The organism is Faecalibacterium langellae, assembly GCF_002549775.1.
GTDB lineage: Bacteria > Bacillota > Clostridia > Oscillospirales > Ruminococcaceae > Faecalibacterium > Faecalibacterium langellae.
In genome coordinates this window covers 107,436-132,216 of the sequence record NZ_NMTR01000001.1, presented here as the reverse complement: position 1 = coordinate 132,216, position 24,781 = coordinate 107,436, and the positions used below count along the sequence as shown (strand labels likewise).

14 protein-coding genes are annotated in these 24,781 nt (G+C 49.8%); 4 read left to right on the top strand and 10 right to left on the bottom strand.

The features are described from left to right. Positions 1 to 250 precede the first annotated feature (250 nt). From CGS49_RS00580 to CGS49_RS00565, 4 genes are all read left to right on the top strand, one after another. Positions 251 to 7,528 (top strand): DEAD/DEAH box helicase family protein, encoded by a 7,278-nt coding sequence (locus tag CGS49_RS00580; protein WP_489752629.1) that lies wholly within the window; start codon positions 251 to 253, stop codon positions 7,526 to 7,528. Between the two features lies 1 nt (position 7,529). Next, positions 7,530 to 7,859 carry a plasmid mobilization protein gene (locus CGS49_RS00575; RefSeq protein WP_005924636.1) on the top strand — a complete coding sequence of 110 codons (330 nt, stop codon included), beginning with the start codon at positions 7,530 to 7,532 and terminating at the stop codon, positions 7,857 to 7,859. A gap of 110 nt (positions 7,860 to 7,969) precedes the next feature. Continuing rightward, on the top strand, positions 7,970 to 8,248 hold the full coding sequence (locus tag CGS49_RS00570; RefSeq protein ID WP_005924630.1) for a hypothetical protein: 279 nt from the start codon (positions 7,970 to 7,972) through the stop codon (positions 8,246 to 8,248). A gap of 62 nt (positions 8,249 to 8,310) precedes the next feature. Continuing rightward, complete coding sequence (locus tag CGS49_RS00565; RefSeq protein WP_097800081.1) at positions 8,311 to 9,693, top strand: relaxase/mobilization nuclease domain-containing protein; 1,383 nt, start codon at positions 8,311 to 8,313, stop codon at positions 9,691 to 9,693. Positions 9,694 to 9,749: 56 nt separating this feature from the next. Here CGS49_RS00565 and CGS49_RS00560 read toward each other — a convergent pair whose 3' ends face one another. From CGS49_RS00560 to CGS49_RS00515, 10 genes are all read right to left on the bottom strand, one after another. Next, positions 9,750 to 9,944 (bottom strand): DUF3873 family protein, encoded by a 195-nt coding sequence (locus CGS49_RS00560; protein ID WP_005924624.1) that lies wholly within the window; start codon positions 9,942 to 9,944, stop codon positions 9,750 to 9,752. Positions 9,945 to 10,214: 270 nt separating this feature from the next. Further along, positions 10,215 to 13,385 (bottom strand): sacsin N-terminal ATP-binding-like domain-containing protein, encoded by a 3,171-nt coding sequence (locus tag CGS49_RS00555; protein ID WP_097800080.1) that lies wholly within the window; start codon positions 13,383 to 13,385, stop codon positions 10,215 to 10,217. 14 nt (positions 13,386 to 13,399) lie between these two features. After that, positions 13,400 to 16,675, bottom strand: a complete 3,276-nt coding sequence (locus CGS49_RS00550; RefSeq protein WP_179858994.1) for a DEAD/DEAH box helicase — start codon at positions 16,673 to 16,675, stop codon at positions 13,400 to 13,402. Between the two features lie 60 nt (positions 16,676 to 16,735). Continuing rightward, a complete protein-coding gene (locus CGS49_RS00545) occupies positions 16,736 to 17,029 on the bottom strand; it encodes a hypothetical protein (protein ID WP_097800078.1) in 294 nt (97 codons plus the stop codon). A gap of 2 nt (positions 17,030 to 17,031) precedes the next feature. Next, positions 17,032 to 19,560: a BREX-1 system phosphatase PglZ type A gene (gene pglZ / locus CGS49_RS00540; RefSeq protein ID WP_097800077.1), complete on the bottom strand. Its 2,529-nt coding sequence runs from the start codon at positions 19,558 to 19,560 to the stop codon at positions 17,032 to 17,034. An 84-nt stretch (positions 19,561 to 19,644) separates the two neighbouring features. After that, entirely contained in the window at positions 19,645 to 20,565 is a 921-nt protein-coding gene (locus CGS49_RS00535) for a BREX-1 system adenine-specific DNA-methyltransferase PglX (RefSeq protein ID WP_097800076.1), read from the bottom strand. Positions 20,566 to 20,705: 140 nt separating this feature from the next. Then, positions 20,706 to 22,316: an RNA/DNA-binding domain-containing protein gene (locus CGS49_RS00530; protein ID WP_097800075.1), complete on the bottom strand. Its 1,611-nt coding sequence runs from the start codon at positions 22,314 to 22,316 to the stop codon at positions 20,706 to 20,708. Positions 22,317 to 22,337: 21 nt separating this feature from the next. Continuing rightward, entirely contained in the window at positions 22,338 to 22,532 is a 195-nt protein-coding gene (locus CGS49_RS00525) for an antitoxin VbhA family protein (protein WP_097800074.1), read from the bottom strand. A gap of 38 nt (positions 22,533 to 22,570) precedes the next feature. Then, complete coding sequence (locus CGS49_RS00520; protein WP_097800073.1) at positions 22,571 to 23,965, bottom strand: hypothetical protein; 1,395 nt, start codon at positions 23,963 to 23,965, stop codon at positions 22,571 to 22,573. Next, positions 23,946 to 24,773 carry an FRG domain-containing protein gene (locus CGS49_RS00515; protein ID WP_097800072.1) on the bottom strand — a complete coding sequence of 276 codons (828 nt, stop codon included), beginning with the start codon at positions 24,771 to 24,773 and terminating at the stop codon, positions 23,946 to 23,948. The genes CGS49_RS00520 and CGS49_RS00515 overlap by 20 nt, the downstream gene beginning before the upstream one ends. Positions 24,774 to 24,781 lie beyond the last annotated feature (8 nt).

Genomic DNA, 24,781 nt, shown 5'->3' with positions numbered 1-24,781 from the left:
TGAATTACGGATGGGCAACTGTTTTCACTTTAGCGGCATGGTTTGCAGGGCTTGTGATTGATGTAAATGTGCGGGTCGGCGACCTCGGTTTACGAACCGTGCTTCCCGTCATCGTGATGGGCTGCTGCATCATGAAATTCATAAAGGACAACAATATTCAATAATCGATTTTTATTACATCCCTTGCGGGCGACCCTCAAAACGGTTGCCCGCTATTTTTATACCCTAAAATCTGAAGAAGGAGGCCAAAATGCCAAGCAAAACCGAAGAATATCTCGCCCTTGCCCAGCGCACGGCGAACGGCTTGACTCGGTACTGGGAAAGCTGGACGGACTATCTGACCACCGCATCCCGGCTGTACAAGTACCCCTTTGCAGACCAGCTGATGATCTACGCTCAGCGACCCGATGCCACAGCCTGCGCCGATTACGACGTCTGGAACAACCGCATGAACCGGTATGTCCGGCGCGGCTCCAAGGGTATCGCTCTGCTAGACGAATCCAGCGGATTTCCCCGCCTGCACTACGTTTTCGATGTGTCGGACACCGGGGTGCGCCGTAATTCCCGTGACCCCGACCTGTGGCAGTACAACGATGACCTGAAACAGCCGGTTTCAGAAATGCTCGCCGCCACCTACGGCATCAGCGGAGAGCGTGTCAGCCAGCAGCTTGCGGATGTTGCCGGGAAGCTGGTGGCGGATTACTGGGACAACAATGGTGGCGATATCCGTGCCATCGTTGACGGGTCGCTCTTGATGGATTATGATGATGCCGGGGTGGAGATACAGTTCAAAAGCGCTGCTGCAATCAGCGTCACCTACACGCTGCTGGAACGCTGCGGGTTTGAGCCTGCCGGGTGGTTCGACAAGGACGATTTTCAGGCAGTCTACAATTTCTCCACCCCGGATAGTGTCTACGCCCTCGGCGCAGCCGTCAGCGACATGAGCCGGGAGGTCTTACGCCAAATTGAGCGCACCGTAAAAACCACCATCCGCCGCCGCAATGCAGAAAGGAGCCAATATGAATATGAACAGCAGGAACGTGACCTACTCGACCGTCGGGGACTACCAGCTCCCGAACCTGACTTTGACCCAGCCCCGGAAGCCGCTGGGCAAATACGGCAGGCTGCGCCGGACGTACCTGAAAGACCATCGCCCGGTGCTGTACAACACGATGCTCCTGAACGGGAGCCTGTACCCGCACCTGATGGAAGTGGAGCAGACGGCAGAGAGCCGGATGCAGCAGACCATGGAGCAGCTTCTGAAACAGACCCCGGCCCCGGACAAGGAGAACCGGCAAATGGAATGGGTGCAGCACATGAACAGCCTGAAAGCGCAGGCAGAGGAACTGGTGCTGATGGAATTGATTTACAGTTAAGTTTCTTTGATGCCCACATCCCCACCGAAGCCCAGCAAATCGAAACCATCGACCAAGCGGAGAGCGAAAAAACGCCCTCCGCTTTTGTTTTGTCACAGGCTGAAATTGAGAACGAGTTGCGTAAGCATGGTTCGGGATTTATGGGCGGCAAACAGCGCATTATGGCACTGTACCAGACCCAGCCCGACCGCAACCTCCGCGCCAAAGCGTTGGCAAAGGAGTACGGAATCGGTGGGCACTCCCACGATTTTCTGGACGGCAGTCGAGGCTTCGTGAACCACGACTGGAAGGGGCTGGAATTTGACCATTACCCCGACCACCAGAAAATCACCCTGAAATGGGCGCAGGTGGAAAAGTATATCGACCTGATGATCCAATCCGACCGTTACCTGACCGATGAGGAAAAAGAGCAGCGTACCACTGTACAGGAAGAAAACGGCTACAAAGTCGGTGACGATGTAATGGTTGATTTGCCCACTGGAACCATCGAGGGCACCATTGGCTATATCGGCGAAACGGATGTTCGCATCGACACCAGCGCACACGGACAGTCGTGGGATAACGAAGTTATCAACAAACGACAATTCGAGGACGGTCTGCGGCAGAATGAACCTAGCCAGCGTGTGGATGAAATGCTGGAGCAGGCAGAAACCATCTACAAGGAATCCGAGGTGCCGGAATATGAGCGTTTTTCTGTCCGCGAAGTGGTCGGAGGTACGTCCCAGCTTTTTGCTATCTGGGATGATCTCAATGAGGGCTACTATGCAAATGATAACGGAATGGCGCAATTTACAGACAAGGAGCAGGCCGAATCCTATTGCACCGCTTTGAAAAAAGAGACGGATGAACGAACCGCCGCCGATTGGCTTGCAGTGGAAAAGGCAAAGTTTTTGGCAGAAAATGAACCTGTTCCCGCTCTCCCAAAAGAGCGTAATTACCGTGTGGGCGATACAATCCGTCTGGACGGTAAGGATTTTACGGTCGAAACTGTCGGAACTCTGAACATCCAGCTTCGTGACCCGGATGAGGTCTATCCGGTTGCCCGCTCGGAAAGCAAGGAAAATCTGGAACGGCTGCTGCGCCAGCCGGGCAACATCCATCTGCACAACCTGACGGTCAATCTCACTCCTGCGCATGAGCCGGACGAGGACAAACCGCCGCTTACGGACGAAGAACTGGACGAACTCCCCATCTCTACTGTGATGGACGGAAAAGTGCAGACCTTCCCGGATGCCGCTGCCTTGGATGAAGCTCTGAATGCTGAACCTGCGCCGGAGCCTGCTGGGAACTTCCGCATCACGGACGACCATCTGGGCGAGGGCGGCGCAAAGCAGAAATATGCCCGGAACATTGAAGCCATCCGCACTCTGTTCAAGCTGGAACGGGAGCACCGGGGGGCCACCCCTGAAGAACAGCAGGTGCTTTCCCAGTATGTGGGCTGGGGCGGTCTTGCAGATGCTTTTGACCCCAACAAGGACGGCTGGGCAAAAGAGTACACCGAACTGAAAGGGCTGCTCTCCGAGGATGAGTATGCTGCTGCCCGTTCCAGCACCCTGAACGCCCACTACACCAGCCCCACCGTTATCCGTGGCATCTACGATGCCGTGGAGCGCATGGGTTTCCGCAGCGGCAACATCTTGGAGCCGTCCATGGGCGTGGGCAACTTCTTTGGAATGCTGCCGGACAGCATGGCAGACAGTCGGCTGTATGGCGTGGAACTGGACAGCATCACCGGGCGCATTGCCAAGATGCTGTATCCGCAGGCTGACATTACTGTTGCCGGCTTTGAGACCACCGATCGCCGTGATTTCTACGATCTGGCGGTGGGCAACGTGCCCTTCGGCAACTACAAGGCCAACGACAAGGCGTACAACAAGTTGGGATTCTCTATCCACAATTATTTCTTTGCGAAAGCCATCGACCAAGTGCGTCCGGGCGGTATCGTGGCGTTCGTCACCAGCCGCTACACCATGGACAGCAAGGACAGTACCGCTCGCAAACACATGGCAGAGCGTGCCGATTTGCTGGGTGCTATCCGTCTGCCGAATAATGCGTTCCGTGCCAACGCTGGCACGGATGTTGTCAGCGACATTATTTTTTTGCAGAAGCGTGACCGCCCTGCGGACATTGAGCCTGCATGGGTGCAGCTTGGCAAGACCAAGGACGGCTTTGCCATCAACCAGTATTTCGTAGACCACCCGGAGATGGTGCTGGGGCAGCTCACGATGGAAAGCACCCAATATGGTCACGACCTGACCGTTGCACCCATCGAGGGCACCAGCCTTGCAGACCAGCTTGCCGAGGCGGTACAGCACATCGAGGGCAATTACACTGCGGTGGAGATTGCTGCCCCGGACGTCGCAGATGCGGAAGCACAGCGCAAAACGCTTCCCGCAGACCCGACTGTGAAGAATTTTAGCTATACGGTTGTTGATGGCGAGATCTACTACCGAGAGAACTCTATCATGACGCAGATCGAACTGTCCGACAACGCCAAAGGCCGTGTAGCTGGTATGGTGGAGTTGCGGCAGATCGTCAACGAACTGATTGACCAACAGTTGAACGACTTCCCGGACGAGGACATTAAGGCGTCGCAAGCAAAATTGAACGCCGCCTACGATGCCTTTACCGCAAAATACGGCCTGATTAACGACAAGAAAAACGCCCGCCTGTTCGATGATGACAGTTCCTACTATCTGCTCTGCTCACTGGAGAATCTGGACGAGAATAAAAATCTCAAGTCCAAGGCAGATATGTTCACCAAGCGGACGATTCGGCCAGAGCGTGTTGTCACCAGCGTGGATACCCCCAGTGAAGCACTGGCAGTGTCCATCGGGGAGCATGGCAAGGTTGATCTGCCTTATATGGCAGAACTGCTGGGCACACCCGGCGAGTACGGGCGCATCACCACCGAATTGTCCGGCGTGATTTTCAAAGACCCTGCTGCGGATGCTGACGACTCGGAAGCAGGCTGGCAGACTGCGGACGAATACCTTTCGGGTAATGTACGCGATAAGCTGCGGATGGCACAGCTTGCTGCGGAAAGTCACCCGGAGTTCAAGGTTAATGTGGACGCACTGACCAAGGCACAGCCCAAAGATCTGGAGGCATCTGAAATTGATGTGCGTTTGGGTGCCACATGGCTTGACCCCTCTATCGTACAACAGTTTATGATGGAAACTTTTCAGCCGCCCTATCGTATCCGCTACAACAATGCCATCACCGTTCGCTACTCCCCTTACACTTCCGAATGGCGGATCAGCAATAAATCTGCTACTGGCTTTGGTGACATTATGGCCACTGAAACCTACGGTACCCGCCGAGCCAACGCATACAAGATTTTGGAGGATACCTTGAATTTGCGTGACAGCCGCGTTTATGATACCATCGAGGAGGATGGGAAAGAAAAGCGTGTGCTGAATCAAAACGAAACCACCCTCGCCCAGCAGAAACAGCAGGCCATCAAGGATGCTTTCGCTGGCTGGGTCTGGAAAGACCCTCAGCGACGCGCCTTATTGGTGAAGAAGTACAACGAGCTTTTTAACAGCACCCGCCCCCGTGAATACGATGGTTCCCACATTCATTTTGTGGGCATGAACCCGGAGATCAATTTGCGAGAGCATCAGCGCAATGCGGTTGCCCATGTGCTGTATGGGTACAACACCCTTTTGGCGCACGAAGTCGGTGCTGGCAAGAGTTTTGAGATGGCGGCTTCCGCTATGGAACTAAAACGTCTGGGCTTGTGCCAGAAAAGTCTTTTTGTCGTGCCAAACCATTTGACGGAACAATGGGCCAGCGAATTTTTACGCCTGTACCCCAATGCAAAGCTGCTGGTCACCAGCAAAAAAGATTTTGAACCCGGTAATCGCAAAAAATTCTGTGCGAGAATTGCAACCGGTGATTATGATGCGGTTATCATCGGACACAGCCAGTTTGAAAAGATACCCTTGTCCGCAGAACGACAGGAGCGTCTGATTCAGGAACAGATGGATGAAATCGAGGAGGCCATCGAAGAAGCGAAAGCGCAGGTTGGCGAGCATTTCACAGTAAAGCAGCTGGAAAAGCTGCGCAAGTCTTTGAAACAGAAATTGGAAAAGCTGCAAGGCACAGACCGTAAAGATGATGTGGTTACGTTTGAACAATTGGGCGTAGACAGACTGTTTGTGGACGAGAGCCAAAATTATAAGAACCTGTTCTTATATACAAAGATGCGGAATGTGGCAGGTTTGAGCACATCCGAAGCGCAAAAATCTTCTGATATGTTTGGAAAATGCCGCTACCTCGATGAAATCACCGGAGGCCGCGGCGTTATTTTTGCAACAGGCACCCCCATCAGCAACAGCATGACCGAGATGTACACCCTGATGCGCTACCTCCAGTACAACACTTTGCAGCAGAAAGGGCTGACCCATTTTGACGCGTGGGCATCGACTTTTGGCGAGACCACGACAGCCATTGAACTGGCTCCGGAGGGCACCGGATACCGTGCACGCACTCGTTTTGCGAAGTTCTTCAACTTGCCTGAACTGATGGCGATGTTCAAAGAAGCAGCAGATATCAAGACCAGCGACCAGCTTCATCTCCCGGTGCCTGATGCAAACTTCGAGACGGTAGTGGTCAAGCCTTCGGAAATCCAACAGGACATGGTGCAGGCGTTGAGCGAACGCGCCGCCGAAGTTCACAGCGGTTCCGTTGACCCCTCGGTGGACAATATGCTGAAGATCACCTCGGATGGCCGTAAGATCGGTCTTGACCAGCGGCTGATGAACTCGGCTCTGCCCGATGACCCCAACAGCAAGTTAAATGCCTGCGTCAACAACGTCCTGCGCATCTGGAACGACACTAAGGAGCAGAAGCTGACCCAGTTGATTTTCTGCGATATGTCTACTCCCAAGGGGGACGGTTCGTTCAACGTCTATGATGATATTCGCACCAAGCTGCTCAACGCCGGTGTGCCCGAACAGGAGATTGAGTTCATCCACAACGCAGATACGGAGAACAAGAAAGCAGAACTTTTCTCCAAGGTGCGCAGCGGACAGGTGCGTGTGCTGCTGGGCAGCACTGCAAAAATGGGAGCCGGTACAAATGTCCAGACGCTTCTTGTGGCAGTGCATCATCTGGATGTAGGCTGGCGTCCGTCGGATATGACTCAGCGCAATGGCAGAATCATCCGTCAAGGCAATCAAAACAAACAAGTGTACGTCTATAATTACGTCACTGAATCGACATTTGACGCCTACTTGTACCAGACCTTAGAGAATAAGCAGAAGTTCATTTCTCAGATTATGACGAGCAAATCTCCCATGCGCTCCTGCGATGATATTGATGAACAGGCTCTGTCTTACGCAGAAATCAAGGCTCTGTGTGCAGGCGACCCTCGCATCCGGGAAAAGATGGACTTGGACGTGCAGGTGGCAAAATTGAAAGTTCTGCGCGGTGACTTCCAGAATCAGAAATATCGTCTGGAGGATAAGCTGCTCAAAACTTTCCCGGAGGAGATCCAGAAACAGAAAACCCGCATTGCTGCTTTACAACAGGATTCACAGATTGCAGCAGCACACCCGCAGGACAAAGAAAACTTCTGCGGCATGACCATCAAGGGCATGGTGTACGATGACAAAAAGGCTGCAGGCGAACGGCTGCTGCTGGCTCGGCAGGAGATGCCCAATGCTGATATGATGCTGCTGGGCACCTACCGTGGGTTTGAACTGAACATTCGATTCGACAGCTTCAAGAACGAGCATCAGGCCGTGCTCCGGGCAGAGTTGAGTTACCCGGTGTCGCTGGGCGATGATGCGCGCGGCAATATCACTCGTCTGGACAATGCCATCGACAATTTCGCTGACCGTATTGCAGATGCCGAAAATGCTCTGCAAAACCTTGAACAGCAGAAGCAGGCCGCAGAGGTCGAAGTGGCAAAGCCCTTTGCACAGGAGGAAGAACTGGCCGAAAAGTCTGCCCGCCTTGCTGAATTGAACGCCTTGCTGAACATCGACCGTGACCGCAGTTCCTCGCAGGATGCTCCCGAAGAAACCGAGGAAACCGAAACACCTGCAACTCGTCCGTCTGTGCTGGCTGCACTGGGGGAAAAGACCAACCAACCGGAACCAGTCAAGCCGTTCAAGAGTTATCTGGATAAGGAGGGGCGATAATGTGAAAAAGCGGGAACACCGTCTATTTATTCGTGTGACCGATGAAGAACGAAACCGCATTTTAGATAAGATGTATGGAATGGGCATCCACAGTCTGAGTGCCTATATCCGCAAAATGGCACTGGATGGCTACTGCCTGAACCTCGACCTTCCACAGCTGCGCCGAATGGCTTATCTGCTTCAGAATTGCAGTAACAATCTGAATCAGGTCGCCAAACGCGCTAACGAAAACGGCAAGATCTACTCTGCCGACCTTGCTGATCTGCGCACCCGGCTGGACGAACTGATTTCCATTGGCAAGCAGATTCTGACTAAACTGGCAAATCTCTAAGAAAATTCCCGCAGTTGGAGGACTGCGGGTGTACATATAATGCTTGACATCCTTGCAGTGCAATAGTCGATACCTTTATAATAAGAGCGAACAGAAAGGAAGTGCCTGATATGATGTCTATCCTGAAGAAAATTGTTCTCTTCCCGGTTTCTCTCTTTGTGGCTTTTCTGGCTCTGATGGCGAAGTGGCTGCTCACGTTGTCCAGCTATGTGGTTGCTCCGCTGATGCTCTACATCTTCGGCTGCGGCATCTACACTGCCTACCGCCAGACTTGGGATCAGTTCTTTATCCTGCTGGTAGCTGAGTTCATCTGCTTCGTTCTCTTTTTCGGTGCAACAGCCATCACCGAGGACATCGGACGTTTCAGTGAGTGGCTTGCCGAACTGTAAGAAATAGTTTTAATCGTTTGCCGCCTTCGGGCGGCATTTTTCTTTTATGGGGGTGATTCAGGATGGCCGCGACACGGCTGATCGCGTTGCACAAAAACAAGGGCAAGTCAGTTGCGGCTTGTCTGAAAAGCCGCACAGACTATGTGCAGAATCCAGATAAGACCGAACAAGGTGAACTGGTAAGCTGCTACGAGTGTAGCCCTCTGACAGTCGATGAAGAATTTATGCTTTCCAAGCGGCAGTATGAACTTGCTACCGGGCGCAGACAGAAAAGCGACATCATCGCCTATCAAATTCGACAGTCTTTCAAACCCGGTGAGATCACCGCCGAGGAAGCCAACAAGGTGGGCTATGAACTTGCCATGCGGTTTACCAAGGGCAAATACGCTTTTATCGTTGCCACCCACACAGACCGTCACCACATCCATAACCATGTGATTTTCAACTCCACCGCATTGGACGGTTCAAAAAAGTTCCGGGATTTTTTCTTTTCGGCACTGGCCGTTCAGCGGTTGAGCGACTTGATTTGTCTGGAGCATCAGCTCTCTGTTATTGAAATAAAGCCCTACCGGGAACGGCAGAAACGTACCCTCTATCCACCCAAAGAAAGCAATCGTGATAGGCTGTGTGGCATCATCGACAGCATCCTTGCAGAAAAGCCCAAGGATTACGAAGATTTTCTGCAAAAACTGGAACAACAGGGTTATGAGGTCAAGCGTGGAAAATACACTTCCGTCAAGGGCGCACGGCAGAAGCGGTTCATCCGCTTCAAAACGCTGGGGGCTGGGTACAGTGAGGATGAACTGCAAGCGGTGATTGCGGGAAAAACCGAACACCGTCCGCGTCAGACACAGCCGTTCCAAGAGCCGCCGTTCCAATTGCTGGTTGACATTCAGGCAAAGCTGGCCGAGGGCAAAAGCGAAGGCTATGCACGATGGGCGAAAAAATATAATCTGAAAGAAATGTCCAAGACGCTGATTTTCTTGCAGGAGCACAAAATTGGCAGCGCAGATGAACTGAATGAACGCACAGCGGCGGCAACAGAAAAATACCACCAGCTGGGAGATTCCATCAAAGCCGCCGAAACACGGATGGCGGAAATTGCTGTGCTGAAAACGCACATCGTCAATTACGCCAAGACCCACCCAGTCTACGATGCCTACCGGAAAGCGGGATATAGCAAAAAGTTTCTGGATACTCACCGGGAAGAAATCACACTGCACAAAGTAGCCAAGGCCGCTTTCGATGAAACTGGCTTAAAAAAGCTGCCGAAGGTCAAAGCACTGAATGCAGAGTATTCCGATCTTCTGACCCAAAAGAAAGCAGCCTACCCGGACTATCGCAAGGCACGAGAAGAAATGCAGGAGTTGGTAAAGGCACAGAAAAATATTGAATTGTTCTTCGCAGAAGAAAAAGACGCACAGGAAAAGCAGCAGACCCGATAAACGAAAGTCGCCGAGGATTCTAACCCTTTCATGGGGCGGAATCCTCGGCGACTTTTTTAGTTTATGTAGCAGCGATCCTGCGTTACGAGCCAATCTTCACACAGCCGTTGGGCTTCATCTGTTGAGCGACACACGCAATTGAACAGCTTGCCGTGCAGGGAGCAGTAGGTGTAACGGATTTTGGGCACACCGTTCTCATCCCGAAACTTTGTGTAGCGTTCCTCACCGGGCATCAGATAAAGCTGCTCCATTTCTGCATCGTCCTTTCCGTTTTCATGTGTCAGGCACACAACGCACCTATTCTATCATGAACTTAGGAATTATGCCATTGACGCTTGCACCAAAAAGCACCCCGGATTTTCGGAGAGAGTGTGCATTGACACATTCAATAGCGTTCGGAAAGAACGCGCAGCCTGCACCGGAACGGTGCAGATCAGAAAGGGTTTGGGATTTCCCAACAAGCATTTTGCAACGCAAAATTTGCATTTGTGCGCACGAATGCACTGCTTGCCAGAGTTATCTCAACCATCGGATTCATCTTTCACTGTATCAGTTTTTTTCTTAATATAGTCATCATAAAATCCGATTGCCTTTTGCAGTGCCAGAAAATGTTTTCCAGTATACTTGATTGATCGCTTCTCTCCCTGCATCTCGATATCGCAAACGATCAGGTTTTCATCTTCTTCCTCAACGTTGTATGTTTGAATCATTCGGACAAGTTCAGAAAGATTTTTCTTTCCATATCTGAATTCTGCTGCACAGTTCGGGCAAAGGCAAAGCGAGTTCCATCCCTCTGATATGCTCTGCTTGTACGCTGTCGGAATCGAATCCGTCGGCAGAATATTGCACGCCTCGAAGTATGGTTTTCCATCATATCGGATAATCTGCTTGCCGCAAATCTGGCACTTACCAAAATATTGCGCTCGCAAAAAAGCCTTTTCTTCGTGGTTGCTTTCAGAACAGGTATACCGCAGTCGCGGCGCAACTGTTTTTTGGCCTTCAAGTCCCTCTTGGAAGTTTTCTTCCAACTTTTTTTCGCGATGTTTCAGGTTCCGCACAGCACCGTACTCGCCCAATGTCTCATCATCTGGAGCTGGCTCTGTCTCTACCTCGGTCTGCGCACTGCTCTGCTTCTCAAGCAACTCCGTTAAAGATTGTGTTTTGTCAGTCTCTTTCTGTCGCTTTTTCTGAAGTTTCTGGTATGTTTCGCACATTAGACGCAGTTCATCAGGTCTTTTCAGCATAGCACTGATAAAAGCCTGGTATGGTTCCTCTACGCTTTGGATTACAGTCTCGACAGCTTCGCTTTCTGCCTTAAAGGGAAGTTGTGCAAATATCTCTGCTCCGTGACCTGAATACTGCACAGCTAGGTCTGACTTTTTTATGTCAGCGGGACTTTGAAGTGTTCCAGTCTTATCGTACAACCATTTTGTACCGCTAAGCTCCAACGCCAGCATTGAAGGAATATGATTCACGCTGTCAGTTGTCGTGGTGTTAAACGCCTTACTATGAGAACCGGTCATTTTTCCGTATAATGGGTGTTTCTTCACTTTTTCATTTATAAGATCCACCGCTTTAACTGACATTTCAACGGAATTACTACACAAGATATCCTGTAAATGGTCGATAGAATGGTACATATCCCATGTTTCCGGGTAGTCTACTCTTTGACATCTCTTGTAAAGGACACGCTTCTGTAGCATTTCAAAGAAACTGGCATCTGCTCTTTGCAGCCTATCGTCATATGTACAACAATCCACCAGTATATCTTTAATTCCGATGTTACAGCCGATTTTTTCAAACACTTCCGCCGGGATTTTCCCATAGTAATCTTCCGACACCCATGGCACATTCAGCTGGCTCAGCACCGCCTGTCCTGTAAGGTCTGAATGATCGAGAAATGCAAACGGAATATAACAGTCCCCCGGCTTCTTCCATTGCTGTCCATCCCAAACGATTGGGACATTTGCCAGAATACGTTGCACCTCCGCTGCATTCTCCTTTAATGCACGCTCGATCAGTTCAAAGTGTTCCAGATTATCCTCAAACTGGATATCCGTATCATCTGAATCTTCACCATAAAAGCACAACACATCATCTTTCAGTTCCCGAATGGCATTATATTCCTCAATGCCGAGTGCATCAACATAAAAATTTCTGCCGCGCTGATCCTGAAGGATTGCTGCGCTTATTTTATTTTTGCAGGACATCGGATTATTAAGGTAGACCTGTGCCATACCATCGTACTGGCAGCGGATGTGCGAACCATCCTGAAGCCGGACAAAGGGGATTCCTTTGGCATCTACTTTTTCTTTGGAACGGAAGACACCAGTACAGGTTGAATAAATCGTATCAAACAGATTCAGAAGCCACTCATCCGTCTGTTCTTCCAGAATTTCTGCGGTCAGGCGCGGGAGGACATCCCTCCAGCGTAATACCGGCAGACCAAAATGATGGGTCAGATACATCATCAGATGTTCGTTGACTCCAAGGCAGACATCTGCTTTTACCCAACAGGCTGTGTCACCATATTCTCTCTGTAAGATGGACTGTGTGATATTATCTGCTATATTTTTAGCATAAGGCAACATTGCATTTTGGATCGAACAATAGCCGCCTTCTTCGGTCGGCAGAAGGGCAAGACCGTCCCTTAAAAGTGCAAGTCCCATTTCATGGATGCCTCGAAGATTTTCTTCCTTACAGGTATCCAAGATTGGGTATACCTCGTTCAAAAAGTCAAGTGTCACATAACCATTTTTCAACAACCAGCGGATGCTATCGGCAAAAAGTGTTGCAAGTTTTTCAGCAAGGAGCTGATTCACTTCATTGTGCCTGACATTGTCTCGCGCAGGTGTCGTTGAGAACGGAACATGAATGTAAAATGTCTGATGCGTTTCTACTGCTGTCTGGAAGAAAACATAAAGATAGTGCTGTTCTGTCGGGATAATCCTATCTTTTCCGTGGTCATCCGTTTCGAGTTCATATCCAATCAAAATTGGCTGCTTATCTTGTGTACGAAACACCAGAAGTTTTCTTGCGGAATTTGTTGGCTTCTGCGTCAGCAGGACTTTATCCACGCCATTGTCCACTGGAACGGATTCTTTGCTGACGGACCATTCGCTTTCATCCGGATAAATTTTGCAGCTTATATTTCTGACATTGCAAAGAGCAAACAAAACATCCGCAGAAAGATACTTTTTTAGCGCATCTCCGATCTCATTATAAGCTGTTTCGGGATTGACTTCTCCATCAAATGGGAGAATCAGAATCGTATCGTCCCCGGTCGCCTCATTTTCTTCCGCATAAGGAAGGATCAGATTGCAGATCCGGAAAGAATACTGGCCAGAATAGATCCGCGGCGTTTTCGTATAGGCATAGACAGACTTGAATCCAATGCCAAATCGTCCGATTTTCCCGGACTCCGGCTCATCTTTCGTAGAACGAATGCCGCAGATACCCTGGATATCTGCTTCTGTAAACAGTTTTCCGTTATGACACAGAATCAGACGGTCCTGGTAAAGGGAAAATGCCACATAGGTTGCCCCAGCATCCTCTGCATTCTGAATCAACTCAAAGATAAAGTGTGTTCGGTCACTGTACTGGTCTACCAGAATGCGGGGTGCCCATTCTTCAAATTTCTGACCATAATCCTGTTTGCTACGTTCCCGGATCTCAGAATATAAATCTCCCATAAGCCATCCTTAATTTAATCACAAACCGTAATGATTCCCCTAACAATGACGTTTTCTTCGACCGCTGCGCAATTCTGGATATTTTCCAAATCGTTCAAAGAAGAATTCTTCTCAGTTTCGAGGCTGTTGAGCTGACTCGTATACATCCGCTTGATGCTCTCGTCGTCCACAGCCTCAATGCGGGCCAACAGATCTTCTTTGCGGAACTGATAGCTTTTCAGAACAGCTGCACGGCGATAATCGCATTTCTCTTTTACATCGATCGTCAGCTGCGCAAGAGCCTGCTGTTGCTGTTCCCGTTTCAGCTGGGACAGCTTTTCCCACTGTTTATCCGTGCAATCATCAGGAATCTCCTTATAATCCGCTGCTTCCAGCAGGTCACAGAAATCCGACGCAGACAGATTGATTTCCGAAATCGGAACGATACGAACCTCTTTCCGCATTCCAACGATTGTTCTCTCTACGATCAGGAACGGATAGTCTCCGCAGGGAACAGGATAGTCACTGGCATCCACAATGAGCTTGATATAAACCTCTTGCTTTTTATGAAGTTCAGCGGCTGCCATTTTTACAAGCGGATGAACCGCCGTAAAGAAGATCGCATTCCGGTCCCGTGCTGCTTCTTCCTGGTTGAAAGTCACAGAGATGCGCGTATCAGAGCCTTTCAGATAATCCATCCACTGATTGTACATCGCCGATTTCTTCATCCGGGAGTTGCGCAGCTTTGTTTTCAGAGTTGCACGATTTTCACCACTCAGGGTCAAAACTTTATGGGCTCCTTCACCCTGAATATAGTTTTTCTTTTCACCCAGAATGCGATAGAGGTATTCTGTCACAAGTGCCTGGATGTATCGCTCTCCGATCCACGGATTTTCGGCATCCATAACCTTTCTGTCCAACACATAGCCGGAGATGTCAATGCCAAACAGCTGTTTGCTTTCGTCCTCCAGCCGTTTCATTTCGTTCGCTCTGGAAACCTCATTGTCGGCGATTTTTTCAATCTTCTCCTCTTTTTCCTGCTGAGTAAGAGAGGAATCGAATACTGCCTCATTGATTTTCTGAGTCATATCGCCAAGAATGCCAGCACACTCGCCAATCGAGCTTTCAAACACACCAATGCGCTCCAGGCAACGGTGATAAATCTTTGCATCGATCGTGTCTTCTGTTACAAGATTACAGATGATAACGGTATCGCTCTTTTGTCCGCGACGATCGATACGACCGATTCGCTGTTCGATTGCCATCGGGTTCCACGGAAGATCATAATTGATCATAAAATCGCAGAACTGATAGTCCAGACCTTCACAGCCGACCTCTGTGAACAAAAGGATGTCCAGCGCATTGGCATTGTCCACCGGAAGTTCAAAACGTTGGCGGAGTGCCAGACGTTCTTCGTCTTTCACACTGCCGTTCACCTGCGCCACACGGTATCCTTTTTCTGCAAGATGCTGCTCTATATAGCGAAGCGTATGACGGAACGAGCTGAACAGGATGATCTTGTTGTTCTGCTGGTGGCTCTTGGTTTCTATGACTTCCAACAAACGCTCCAGCTTTTCATCAGTCTGAGGCAGATTCTCCGAGAGCTCGATCACATGGTTTGCCATTGCGCGGAATTCGGCTTCCAGTGAACCCATGCTCAGATTTTCAAGTTCATTGACCGTGAGAGCGCCTTCTTCATCACAATAATCCGAAAGAATATCGCCGAGACGGCGTGTGACCATGCCCTTCAGCAACGGCGCGAGACCAAAAATGCAGCTGGAAGCCTGCCGCATGAGCGTGCTCATCATAAACTCCAGCGGCACATTGTTGTGCAGATAGCTGAGCGCATGACTTTCAAAATCCATCAGTGCTTCATAAAGTTCTTTTTGCTCCGGGGTAAAATGGACAGAAACGCTCTGAGGGCGGCGCACACAGAAATCGTTCTGAATATCCTGACGACGGGTACGATTGATCATGTCTGCAAAGCTATGTAGCCCTTCCACATCCTGAAGGAGCCCTACACGCGTTGCGCGGTCGATCGGCTGCGCACTCTTGAGCGTTGCCATGACATTTTTATAGGTCGGGTTATCTTCGATGACACTATGTCCCCAGCTGGTCTGCGCGGCACAGGCAAGGTGCTCTGCAGCCTCCGAACGCCAGTTTTCTGCCTGATGGCGAATCAATCTTGCTGCCGCATTGATCTCTGCATTCGGCTCCTGCATTTCCTTGAAGGTCTTTTTGTCCAAGATCACATCCGGGCGGAGAGTGTTCAGCAAGGTATACAGGTCATCATCGTCTGTCTGAACCGGTGTTGCTGTCAGCATAACAACGGCATCTGCATTGTCTGTAAAATAATGTGCAACCCGGTAAGCACCTGTATTCGAGTGGCGAATGTGGTGAGCCTCATCAATGATCACCAGGTCAAAATGAACCGGTTCTTCCAGATCAAGCAGACCTTTCTGGCGGCCTTTGCCCGTAAGCAACTCCTTGGTCATCAGTGAATACGGCAGGATCGTTTTCCGCAGAGCAACCGGCCATTCTCCATCTTTGTCGCACTCGTTGATCGCCTCCCGAAGCAAAGCACCATCCAGCTCCGTAAAGTTTTCATCAAAGCGCTTCATCTCAGAGCGCCACTTGTGTTCGGCAACCAGCGGCTTGGGGCAGATGATCAGTACCGACTCGAAATCATCGTTGCGCGCCTGCAATTCACGGAGGATTAGGCCGGCTTCAATGGTTTTACCAACACCGACGCTGTCTGCAACAAGAATTCGCGGACGTTCCGCATGGATCATCTTCAGGGCCGGGCGGAACTGATAGGGAACAAAATCCACACGGGCTGCGTTCAGGGAGTACAGCTGGTCGTTGGTGGGGCTGCAGAGCTGCTGAGCAGTCAGGAGAATCTTCAATTCATCGATGGTGACATTGCAGCGCTCTGGAGAAGCATCCGCAAGAAGAATTTGATCCGCATAAAGCGTTTCTCGTGAATTCCCAATCCAAACCTGATATTCTGTGTTTTCGCCACTGCCCTGGATGCCAACGATTGGCCCAATTTGACTCGGATCACTCTTTTTCTTGACGATCACTCCAAGCTCAAACGGGTTTGCCAGCACTTTGGCTGCAGGAGCAGGTTTTGCGACCGCAGCAGCAGGCCGGTCAGCCGGGCAAGGAGACGGTTCCTGAATCCGAATGGGATTTCCATAGTTTGGCATTTCTACCGAGGCCCTGAATTCCTTAGCTTCGTTTATTTCTACACGATCACCGCCAAATCGCTCCATAAAATCAATGTACCTTGACAAATCGGTTTTCGTCATAGTCAAAGTTACTTCTTCTGGAGTAGGATGCGCCCAGTCATTCCGTACTTCAAACATAGCTCAAATGCTATCCTTCATTCCATAATAATCCGTGTAGAATTCGATATTACGGAATGAATAGATATTCTTTCTTGCCACAGTCAAAACAGCCTGTAAATCCAGTCCTTGCAGCGTCGAAATGCCTCTTTCATTCACTTTCTGTTGCTGAAGTTCTGATAAGCTGGGGAGAACGATCATACTCCACCAATCGTTTGGTTCAAGGCTCTTTAGACGTGGCTCTAACCATTTGCGACATACATCCGCCGCATTCAGAAGGTAAACGTTCATTTTTGCCACAACTTCAGCAATATTCATTTTTATTCCTCCTTTTTGGCCCCAGCAATATCAATTTTTACAGATCTTTTTTCCACAACAGCACCTGTATCCTTGTCCGTCAGCAGGAAATAGTAGTCATTTTCACGAGAATACGGGAGCTTCTTCAAAGTCAGCGTGACCTCTGTGCGGCGTTCTTCATCTGCGCAGCCCACAGTCTTGTCTGCTCGGATCGTCCGCTTGGTGGACACCTGATTGTCCATTGCGTTGACGACAAAGACCTCATACACCGCCGGGAGAACAGTATCCGTCACAAGTTCTGTCTGTAGGAACTTCAACGTGATTTTTCCATCCATCAGCGTTTCAGGGGTTGGCAGAAGCGAAACGGTGGCTTTCTGGGTCTCAACATGCCCGGCCTGCGTGCGGACGTCCAGCACCGGCACCAGCATCTCCTGCACAGAGGCACCGCCATGCACATAGTTCTGCCCGCCGCCAGCACACTTGAAAATAGAACTGCCCAGCGGGGTGTATACCGTGCGGTTATCCGCTGTATCCAGCACATCCCCCAAGCGGTAGCCCACGGCTCCGGCCACCGGCTGCGTATCATCAGAAATCATAAAACGCTTGTTTTTGATTTCTGCCTGTGGCAGATTGATGACTTTATCGCTCTCCATAATTGGGTCGTGCTTATACAGGAACCCATGGTCTGCCGTTACGATAAAGTGCCGGATGTTCGCATTGTCGGTCAGGCGGCGGATTTCCTTGTACAGTTCTTCCACAGCCTCCTCGCAGGCAGAAAAGACCTCGTTTTCCGTGCGGGCCTCATCGCCGCGGGCATCGATCTGGTTGTGGTAAACATACACCAGCGTCTTGCCAGAGAAGTAGCTGCGCAGTTCGTCGCGGCGCATATTCTGCATCTGGTCGAACTGGATGCAGCTGCTGTTTTTCTCTGCCGCTTGCAGGATGCTTTCCCGTGCAGCAGTGCCCACCGTTTTCTTTCCAAGGATGGTTACGGTGCTGTCAGGCTGAAGCTCCAGACTGACATGAGGCAGCAGTGCTGCCATGCCGAGCTGTGTATAGGAGGGCACTGTGCTGACAGCCGGGGTCAGCTTTGCCGTGCATTTTGCATCCATCGCCAGCGTTTCAAAAAGCTGCTGTGCCACTTCGTACCGCATGGCATCCGAGATAAACACCACCACGCGCTCCCGTGTCCCACTGACATTCTTGCTGTAAAAATGGGTCTGACGCTCCGTCTGGAAGGTGGTCAGATCGTGGGACAGGCTCTGGCACCAACGCACCGCCAGTGGATCGAGGAAGCAGCTGGTATACACTTTTTCCACAAGTGCTTGCAGCTTTTCAATCTCCTGTGTACGGATGACTTTTCCATAGCTCAGGTAGAACTTCCGATAAGCCGTATCCGCCTGCCATGCGCTGCCACTATACTGCGCCGCCAGTGCATCAACGCCATCTGCCGGGACGAAATGCACTGCCTCCAGAACGGTGCAGGCATTGGCCAGCAGGCAATACAGCTCTTTCTGGGCATCCTTTGCGCCAAAGTAGGTCTTGCTGCGCTCCTCGCAGATCTGCCGGATGCTGTACCCCTTCAGGGTTGCCGATGTGTTTTCTTCCATCAGGCGATTCATGATCCAGCTGCTGATCTGTGTCTCTGCCGCAGCGAACACCGTACAGTCCAGCAATAAGTCGGGATTCGTGTGCTGCAACTGCCCCAGAACCTGCATGACGTTCAGCTCCTGCGCAGCCGTTGCTGAGAACCGCTCAAAATACGGCTGATCTGGCAGATAGTTCATCATGCTGTCAAGGAAATTCAGAACCTCGCCCTCCTGCGGCAGGCTGCGATCCAGCCATTCATCCGGGGCATCAATGTCCATTGCGTGGGCAGCATAGGTGGCAAATAGGCAGGTGACCAGATCTTTCAGGTTCTTCCCGGCCGGATTGTAGCCAAACAGCCGTTTGCAGACCAACCAGAAATCCGTTGCTAGCCCGAATTTCTCAAAAAGCTGCAAGGATTCGTTCCCGGCATCCAGCGCACCGCGCAGAACATGGCGTACCAGTTCCTCCGGCTTGGGCGGGCACTTGCACAGCACCGCCATCATGGCCAGCGCAAAGGTTTCTTCCGTATAGGCAGGCGTACCCAGATCGTAGAACCGTTTCGTGCGATCCTGCGCTGCAAAGAAGTTGATATGTTCCTGCACAAAGAGCCGGGTTCTTTCATCCAGATCAAAGTCCTGTGCGATCATGGTCGCCTTGTCGGTGGAGTATTCCTGCGAGTAGCACAGCATATCCGCAAGATGGTTTTCCTCCAGTGGGGGCTTTGCAAAGGGCGCATAGATCAGAAAGCTCTCGTCCGGGTGGTCGATCTCCAGCATCCACTTGGTGGCAAACTGGGTGCGGGGCTCCATGCGGTATACCGTCACACCGGGGAGGTCGAGCTGATTCACTTCGTTCTCAAAGCTGGCCGATTCATCGTACCAGAATACCAGTTTGCGCTGCTCTCCCGGTGTAAACATTCCCCGGAGACGTTCTTCGATCTGGCGCAGTGTCGTTTTAGCCATGGGTTTTCATCTTTCCTTTACAATATCGTAGAAACACCAATACACCGGAGCGGTGTTGCAACACCCCGGTGTATTGGTTTCACATTATTTAATCGGCGCAAGTACGTTCAGATTTTTGCCATCTGCGGCGGTCTGCGCCTTGACGTAGTTCACTTTTACGCCGTCATCCAGATCCAGCGTGATGCGCAGGGCGGCAAGGTGGGCGATATTTTTCTCGTACTTCTCGCACTCCTCCTGCTGGAGCTTCAGCTTGTCCAGACGCTTCTGCGCCGTGGACACCGTGCGGGCATCGTTGCTGCTGGAAATGACATTGTTCTCCTGCACGATCTGCTGTGCGTAGGTGCGCAGCAGGGGGCTGAGATAGTTGTTGTAGACGCGGCCGGTGGTATCGGCATCCCAGCGGTGGAGGTAAACCAGCGCCTTGAAGCCGTTTTTCTTGCCGCTGTCGAACATCCAGTAGATGGGCCGCTTCTGGTAGATTTTGCAGTGGTCCGCAAAGAAATCCTTCAAAAAGTAGTTGCGGATGATCTCGCGGCTGGTGTTGCCCTTGTTGCCTAGCGCCTTTGCAATGAACGCAAGGTTTTCTTCCAGCGTATCGGCACCGTACACCACCCGGACAAACTCCACGATGCGGTTCACAAGGTCGTTTTCGCCAAAGTATTCCTCATCGCACAACGGCAGCACATTGTCTGTTACCGGCTTGAGGGTTACATATTTGCTGTCATCCCATTCGCCGCCGGCATACACCAGCCCATCCACATCCAGCGAGTACCGCCCGAACAGGCACCCCACTGCATAGGAAAGCAGGCTCTTGATCTCGCGGGTCAGGTCGGCGCGACGCACGGTCACATCCTTGTCTTCCACTTCCGGGGTCAACTCATCCTGCAAACCGTAAATATCAATAAAGATGCGGTTCAGTTCTTCCTCGTTGGCCTTGAGCTGCTGGAAACGCTGCTCACATTCTTCCTGCCATGCGGCAAATTTATCGCTTATCAGTTTTCCCATTTTATTATTCCTTCTCTGTCTAGCAGCAACTACTACCCGGCAGGTTGCAAGTCCGTTTTAATTTTGCGGCAAGTTTGATGCAAGTTTGCAGCAAGTTTGATGCAAGTTGGTTCTAAACATGCATCCAAATGCCCTCTGCATCAAACATTGGCAAACCAACGTGCCGCGCTTGTTTTTCCTTGAGGATACACCTGATGGCTATCTTTCAATTCTTGCATCAGCCTTTGTATCTGTCCACGAGTAAGACCCGGCAAAACTTGCTGCAACTCTTTGAACGGAGTTCCAACATCGTTATTCTGCCGGATATGTTTCAGCAGCAGCGCCTTATTGGTATCTTTGTCCAGACCAACGTGTCTTGTATGCACGCCGGTCTTTCCTGTTGCCGCATACAGGCTTCTTGCAAGGACATATTTCTTTCGGCCGATATGCTCCACAATACCCATTTCGACCAGCCGGGGCAGCCGCGCCTGCATTTTTCCATTGAGCGGACGATCGTGGTAAAGCGCATCAATGGCCAAGAAGTCTTCCGTGGACAGCAGCTCTGTACTTCTTTCACTGATGCGATTGATCACCGAAAGCATCGCCTTGTCAATGATTAGCCCATTCAGCGTAACGCTGACAAAGAACTCATCCGTACCAGTAAAGTCTGGGAGCGGCTTTGCCTCCTGTACGCTTAGCTCGAACATCAGATTCATGCCCTGCCCGGAACGTTCGACCATGCCGCATAGGGAAAGAATCTCTGCAATACGGCGATTGCGTGGCAACTGACGATCCAGTATATTGTCCAGCGTAATGCCAAAGGGCAGGCCACCGGGGCTTTCAACTACAAGTCTGTCCCGATATTGGCGCACAAAGATGCTGCCGCCAAACTGGTAATTTCTGTGGCTGACTGCATTCAGAATGGCCTCTCGCACGACGCGCTCATTGAACGTAAAGATGTCAAATACGAAAAAACCTTCCTGATAATGCTGTTTGTCGTTCCGCAAATTGACCAGCTCCCAGATGCGGTCATAGCACGCAAAGAAGCCCACCCGGAATTCTTCCCGCTGGTTTGCAGGGCCAGATGCTTCGGAAGAACGATATTCAAAAACAATTTCAGCCTGCGGTAAAAAACGAGTAAGCGCTTCATTTTTGCCGAACAAAATCAGAGCTGCATAGGTCACGCCACTATCCGTGATGGCACCACAATCAATGAGAATCTGATGCCTTGACCGTGTTGCAAGCTGTTTATTGCCGCTTTTTTCGATCCAGTTGGAACGGAAATTTTCAATCGCAGTCTCATCCAGATCGTCAAAGGTCGCGCCCTCACAAATTTTGCCGGAGAAGTCTGTTCCAATCTCATCATAGATGCGGCGGCGCATATCTTCCGGCATTGGACACAGCGTATCGCCGTCATAAATCCACGCAACGCCTTCATACAGTACCGGCATCCCGATCGGGCGGCTTTTCACATCAAAAACCAGTACCCGCTTTCCCTCATAGTCATACAGCTGAAAGTCAACATTGATTTTCAGCTTGTCGATCAGCCCCATACGAGTGCGTTCCGGCTGTTCAAAAGCACGACTGCCTACTACCTGACGCGGCCGTTTGTCTGTGATGCCAAACACCAGCTTGCCGCCGCCATTGTTTGCCAAGGCGCAGCAACACCTTGCGGCTTCTCCAAAATCAAACCGATTTTTCGCCTCTTTGAATTGGACGTGTTCGCCTTCCTTTGCTTCCAGAAGTTCTGGAATGGTCTCTAAATAGGGCATGGCGTTTCTCCTTTATTCTAATTATGCATTATCAGGGTGATCGTACTTTGCACGCAGTTCCTTCACAACCTCCTGCCAGCTGGCCTGTCCGTTGCCGATGCGGTCAAGGTTGCTGCGGGTGGCTTTGCTGATGGTCATACCCTCAATGGCAAAGGTGCCGTACACATTGCGCAGGTTGCTTTTGTGCTGGGCAGGAGTGGTGGATTTGATGCTCATGGACTCATCTCCTTATGAATACATTTTGCCAAAGAAACTCATTTTCCCAACGTCATAGTATAATGTACTAACAGTGCCGCAGGCATCACACCATTTCTTAGTGCGATTCGACTGACTTCACCAAATCTCCATTTTAGCTCCTTTTCATCTTTAGGCGATCCTTTTTTATCCATCTGCTTTATTTCTTGATCTACCAGTTCGCACAGTTCTTTTGCCCGAAATTCGGGGATAGAATTAACTTCTTTTATGATATCCGCTTTTGATACAGGGTCACCTGATATTTCGCCCAAAAAGTCAAAGATTCCATCAATTTGAGGTAATTTCGGAATGTCATAATTACAGCTGTATTTCTTGGGAGCTGCTTTCAAGCTTTTCCAAAGATCCGGGGCACTTCTATATTCTACTTTTTGATGGAGCGGGAGTTTCTGCTTCTTTTCAGATTCAGAAAAGTAGTAAAAAACAACCTTGTCAACTGCACTTGCATCAATCAACCTGAACAAGTGTGAATCATTGTTGGGCGACATACCAATGATATGTACTTCTCCGCTAAGTTTTCTAAACTCATCAAAGTAGTACGTTGGTGCAATCTCAAGTTCCGGATGCTCACGATATGTTTGAACTAAACCTGCTGCCGGAGCCGGAAATGCGCTTGCAGGAACTCCACTGTCAGCCAGACGCTGAACACTTGCTTTTCCTTTTTCGAATCCATCCGCCACTTGGAGCTTATTCTCACCTCTGTAATCAAAAAGGGCATTACAGTAGCAATGTTCAAATCCGGGGACCACTACTGTCTGGTGGGCTTCCGTCCTTTGATACCCCAAAATCGTATTCGGATTTTCACTGTTAGCTTTTGTACGGTAATCACCATGAAGATGGAATATTGGTTTTTTAATCAGTGTTTCAACATTGTTATCGTAGTTCAATGTAAAAATCTTATCAAACTGTTCGAACCATCTTTTCACGGGTTTTCCCATGGATAAGTATACCTTCTGAATGTCACCGTCGTTGTATATGGCATCCAACATCATCTGCTCAAAGCTGAACTTTACGGGACCCCAAATATTTTTCAGGTCAGCATTTTTCAAAAAGACAATATGGAGAATAAACAACCAGTCTTCCAACCCGACATCATAGTAGTGCTCAACCTTTTTGCTATACCTTTTCTTGAAATCCTCCAGAAGCGGAAGTTCTTCATCTGTTACTACGGAGTCGCATTCTCCTCTTGAAATAGCGTTTGCCCATTCAGCCAGATTCAAAAAGGTTTCTTCAATTTGCTCTCCGCTCATTTTTCCGTTAAAGAGTGGGTCGTATTTTCCAGCCCTCGCATTGAAAATAATTCTCTTAATGATAAACTGGTTTGAATATGCCTTTCCGCCAAAATTGATATTGATTCCGTTTCCAATCAGGAGAGATTTAAGCTCTTGCTTTTTCATCCATCCGTTCCTCAATCCACGTTTGTGGGGTTGTTCCCAGTCCCACTTTATTTAGGTGATTTTCGACTTTTTGCCAGAATCCATAACTGCTGTCATCTTCTTCTGGCGGATACATATAATTGTGCTTTATTACATCATAATTGCTCCAACGTTCCAACAGTTCCCGTGGCACAACAAACGTCATAATATGATAGTCTTTTGGAACTAATCCACACTGTGAGATGTGATTCATCTTAAAGCAAAATCCCTGTTGAACATGAGGGCGCAGCCATTTAGACGGCTTGTTTCTCAGGTCAATGATAGTAGCCTTATCTTCTGGAACAGAAATAACATAGATATATCCAACGCTGTTGTTGTCCTTCTGCCCATCACATGCAAACCACAATGCCGTCTGGAAATGGTCAACAATATCAATAAAAGATGTTGCTAGCCCATAGTGCTGTGCCAGAGCCTCCCGTTCGTCAGGAGTGCCTTTATAGTCAAACTTTTCTTTTTCAAGAACTTCCAGAGCTTGCTTTCTCCATGAATCAGCCAGATCCATTTTATCATGGGTTTCGATGTTTCTATACAAACTTGGTTTCAATGCCCATTCTTCTGTTTGTCCTCTGTAGAAAAGTCTTTCATGAATGTTTTCTCGATGAATAAAATACCGTACAATTCCCGTCACAAGGCCAAACGCACGGTAATCTGTAATCAGGTAACGTGGCATACCACCTTTGTTGGCCTTACTAAGTTTTGCTCCCCATGTACGTTTTGCAAGTTCCTCATTGCAAATCTTTTCAATTTCCTTTCTTACAGCTTCTTCCATAAATGATT

Bases quoted from the DNA above. Each gene is read 5' to 3' on its own strand.
- CGS49_RS00515 (WP_097800072.1), bottom strand. From the start codon at position 24,773: ATGGAAGAAGCTGTAAGAAAGGAAATTGAAAAGATTTGCAATGAGGAA.
- CGS49_RS00545 (WP_097800078.1), bottom strand. From the start codon at position 17,029: ATGAATATTGCTGAAGTTGTGGCAAAAATGAACGTTTACCTTCTGAAT.
- pglZ (WP_097800077.1), bottom strand. From the start codon at position 19,560: ATGGCTAAAACGACACTGCGCCAGATCGAAGAACGTCTCCGGGGAATG.
- CGS49_RS00520 (WP_097800073.1), bottom strand. From the start codon at position 23,965: ATGAAAAAGCAAGAGCTTAAATCTCTCCTGATTGGAAACGGAATCAAT.
- CGS49_RS00580 (WP_489752629.1), top strand. From the start codon at position 251: ATGCCAAGCAAAACCGAAGAATATCTCGCCCTTGCCCAGCGCACGGCG.
- CGS49_RS00525 (WP_097800074.1), bottom strand. From the start codon at position 22,532: ATGAGCATCAAATCCACCACTCCTGCCCAGCACAAAAGCAACCTGCGC.
- CGS49_RS00530 (WP_097800075.1), bottom strand. From the start codon at position 22,316: ATGCCCTATTTAGAGACCATTCCAGAACTTCTGGAAGCAAAGGAAGGC.
- CGS49_RS00535 (WP_097800076.1), bottom strand. From the start codon at position 20,565: ATGGGAAAACTGATAAGCGATAAATTTGCCGCATGGCAGGAAGAATGT.
- CGS49_RS00555 (WP_097800080.1), bottom strand. From the start codon at position 13,385: ATGGGAGATTTATATTCTGAGATCCGGGAACGTAGCAAACAGGATTAT.
- CGS49_RS00560 (WP_005924624.1), bottom strand. From the start codon at position 9,944: ATGGAGCAGCTTTATCTGATGCCCGGTGAGGAACGCTACACAAAGTTT.
- CGS49_RS00570 (WP_005924630.1), top strand. From the start codon at position 7,970: ATGATGTCTATCCTGAAGAAAATTGTTCTCTTCCCGGTTTCTCTCTTT.
- CGS49_RS00550 (WP_179858994.1), bottom strand. From the start codon at position 16,675: ATGACGAAAACCGATTTGTCAAGGTACATTGATTTTATGGAGCGATTT.
- CGS49_RS00565 (WP_097800081.1), top strand. From the start codon at position 8,311: ATGGCCGCGACACGGCTGATCGCGTTGCACAAAAACAAGGGCAAGTCA.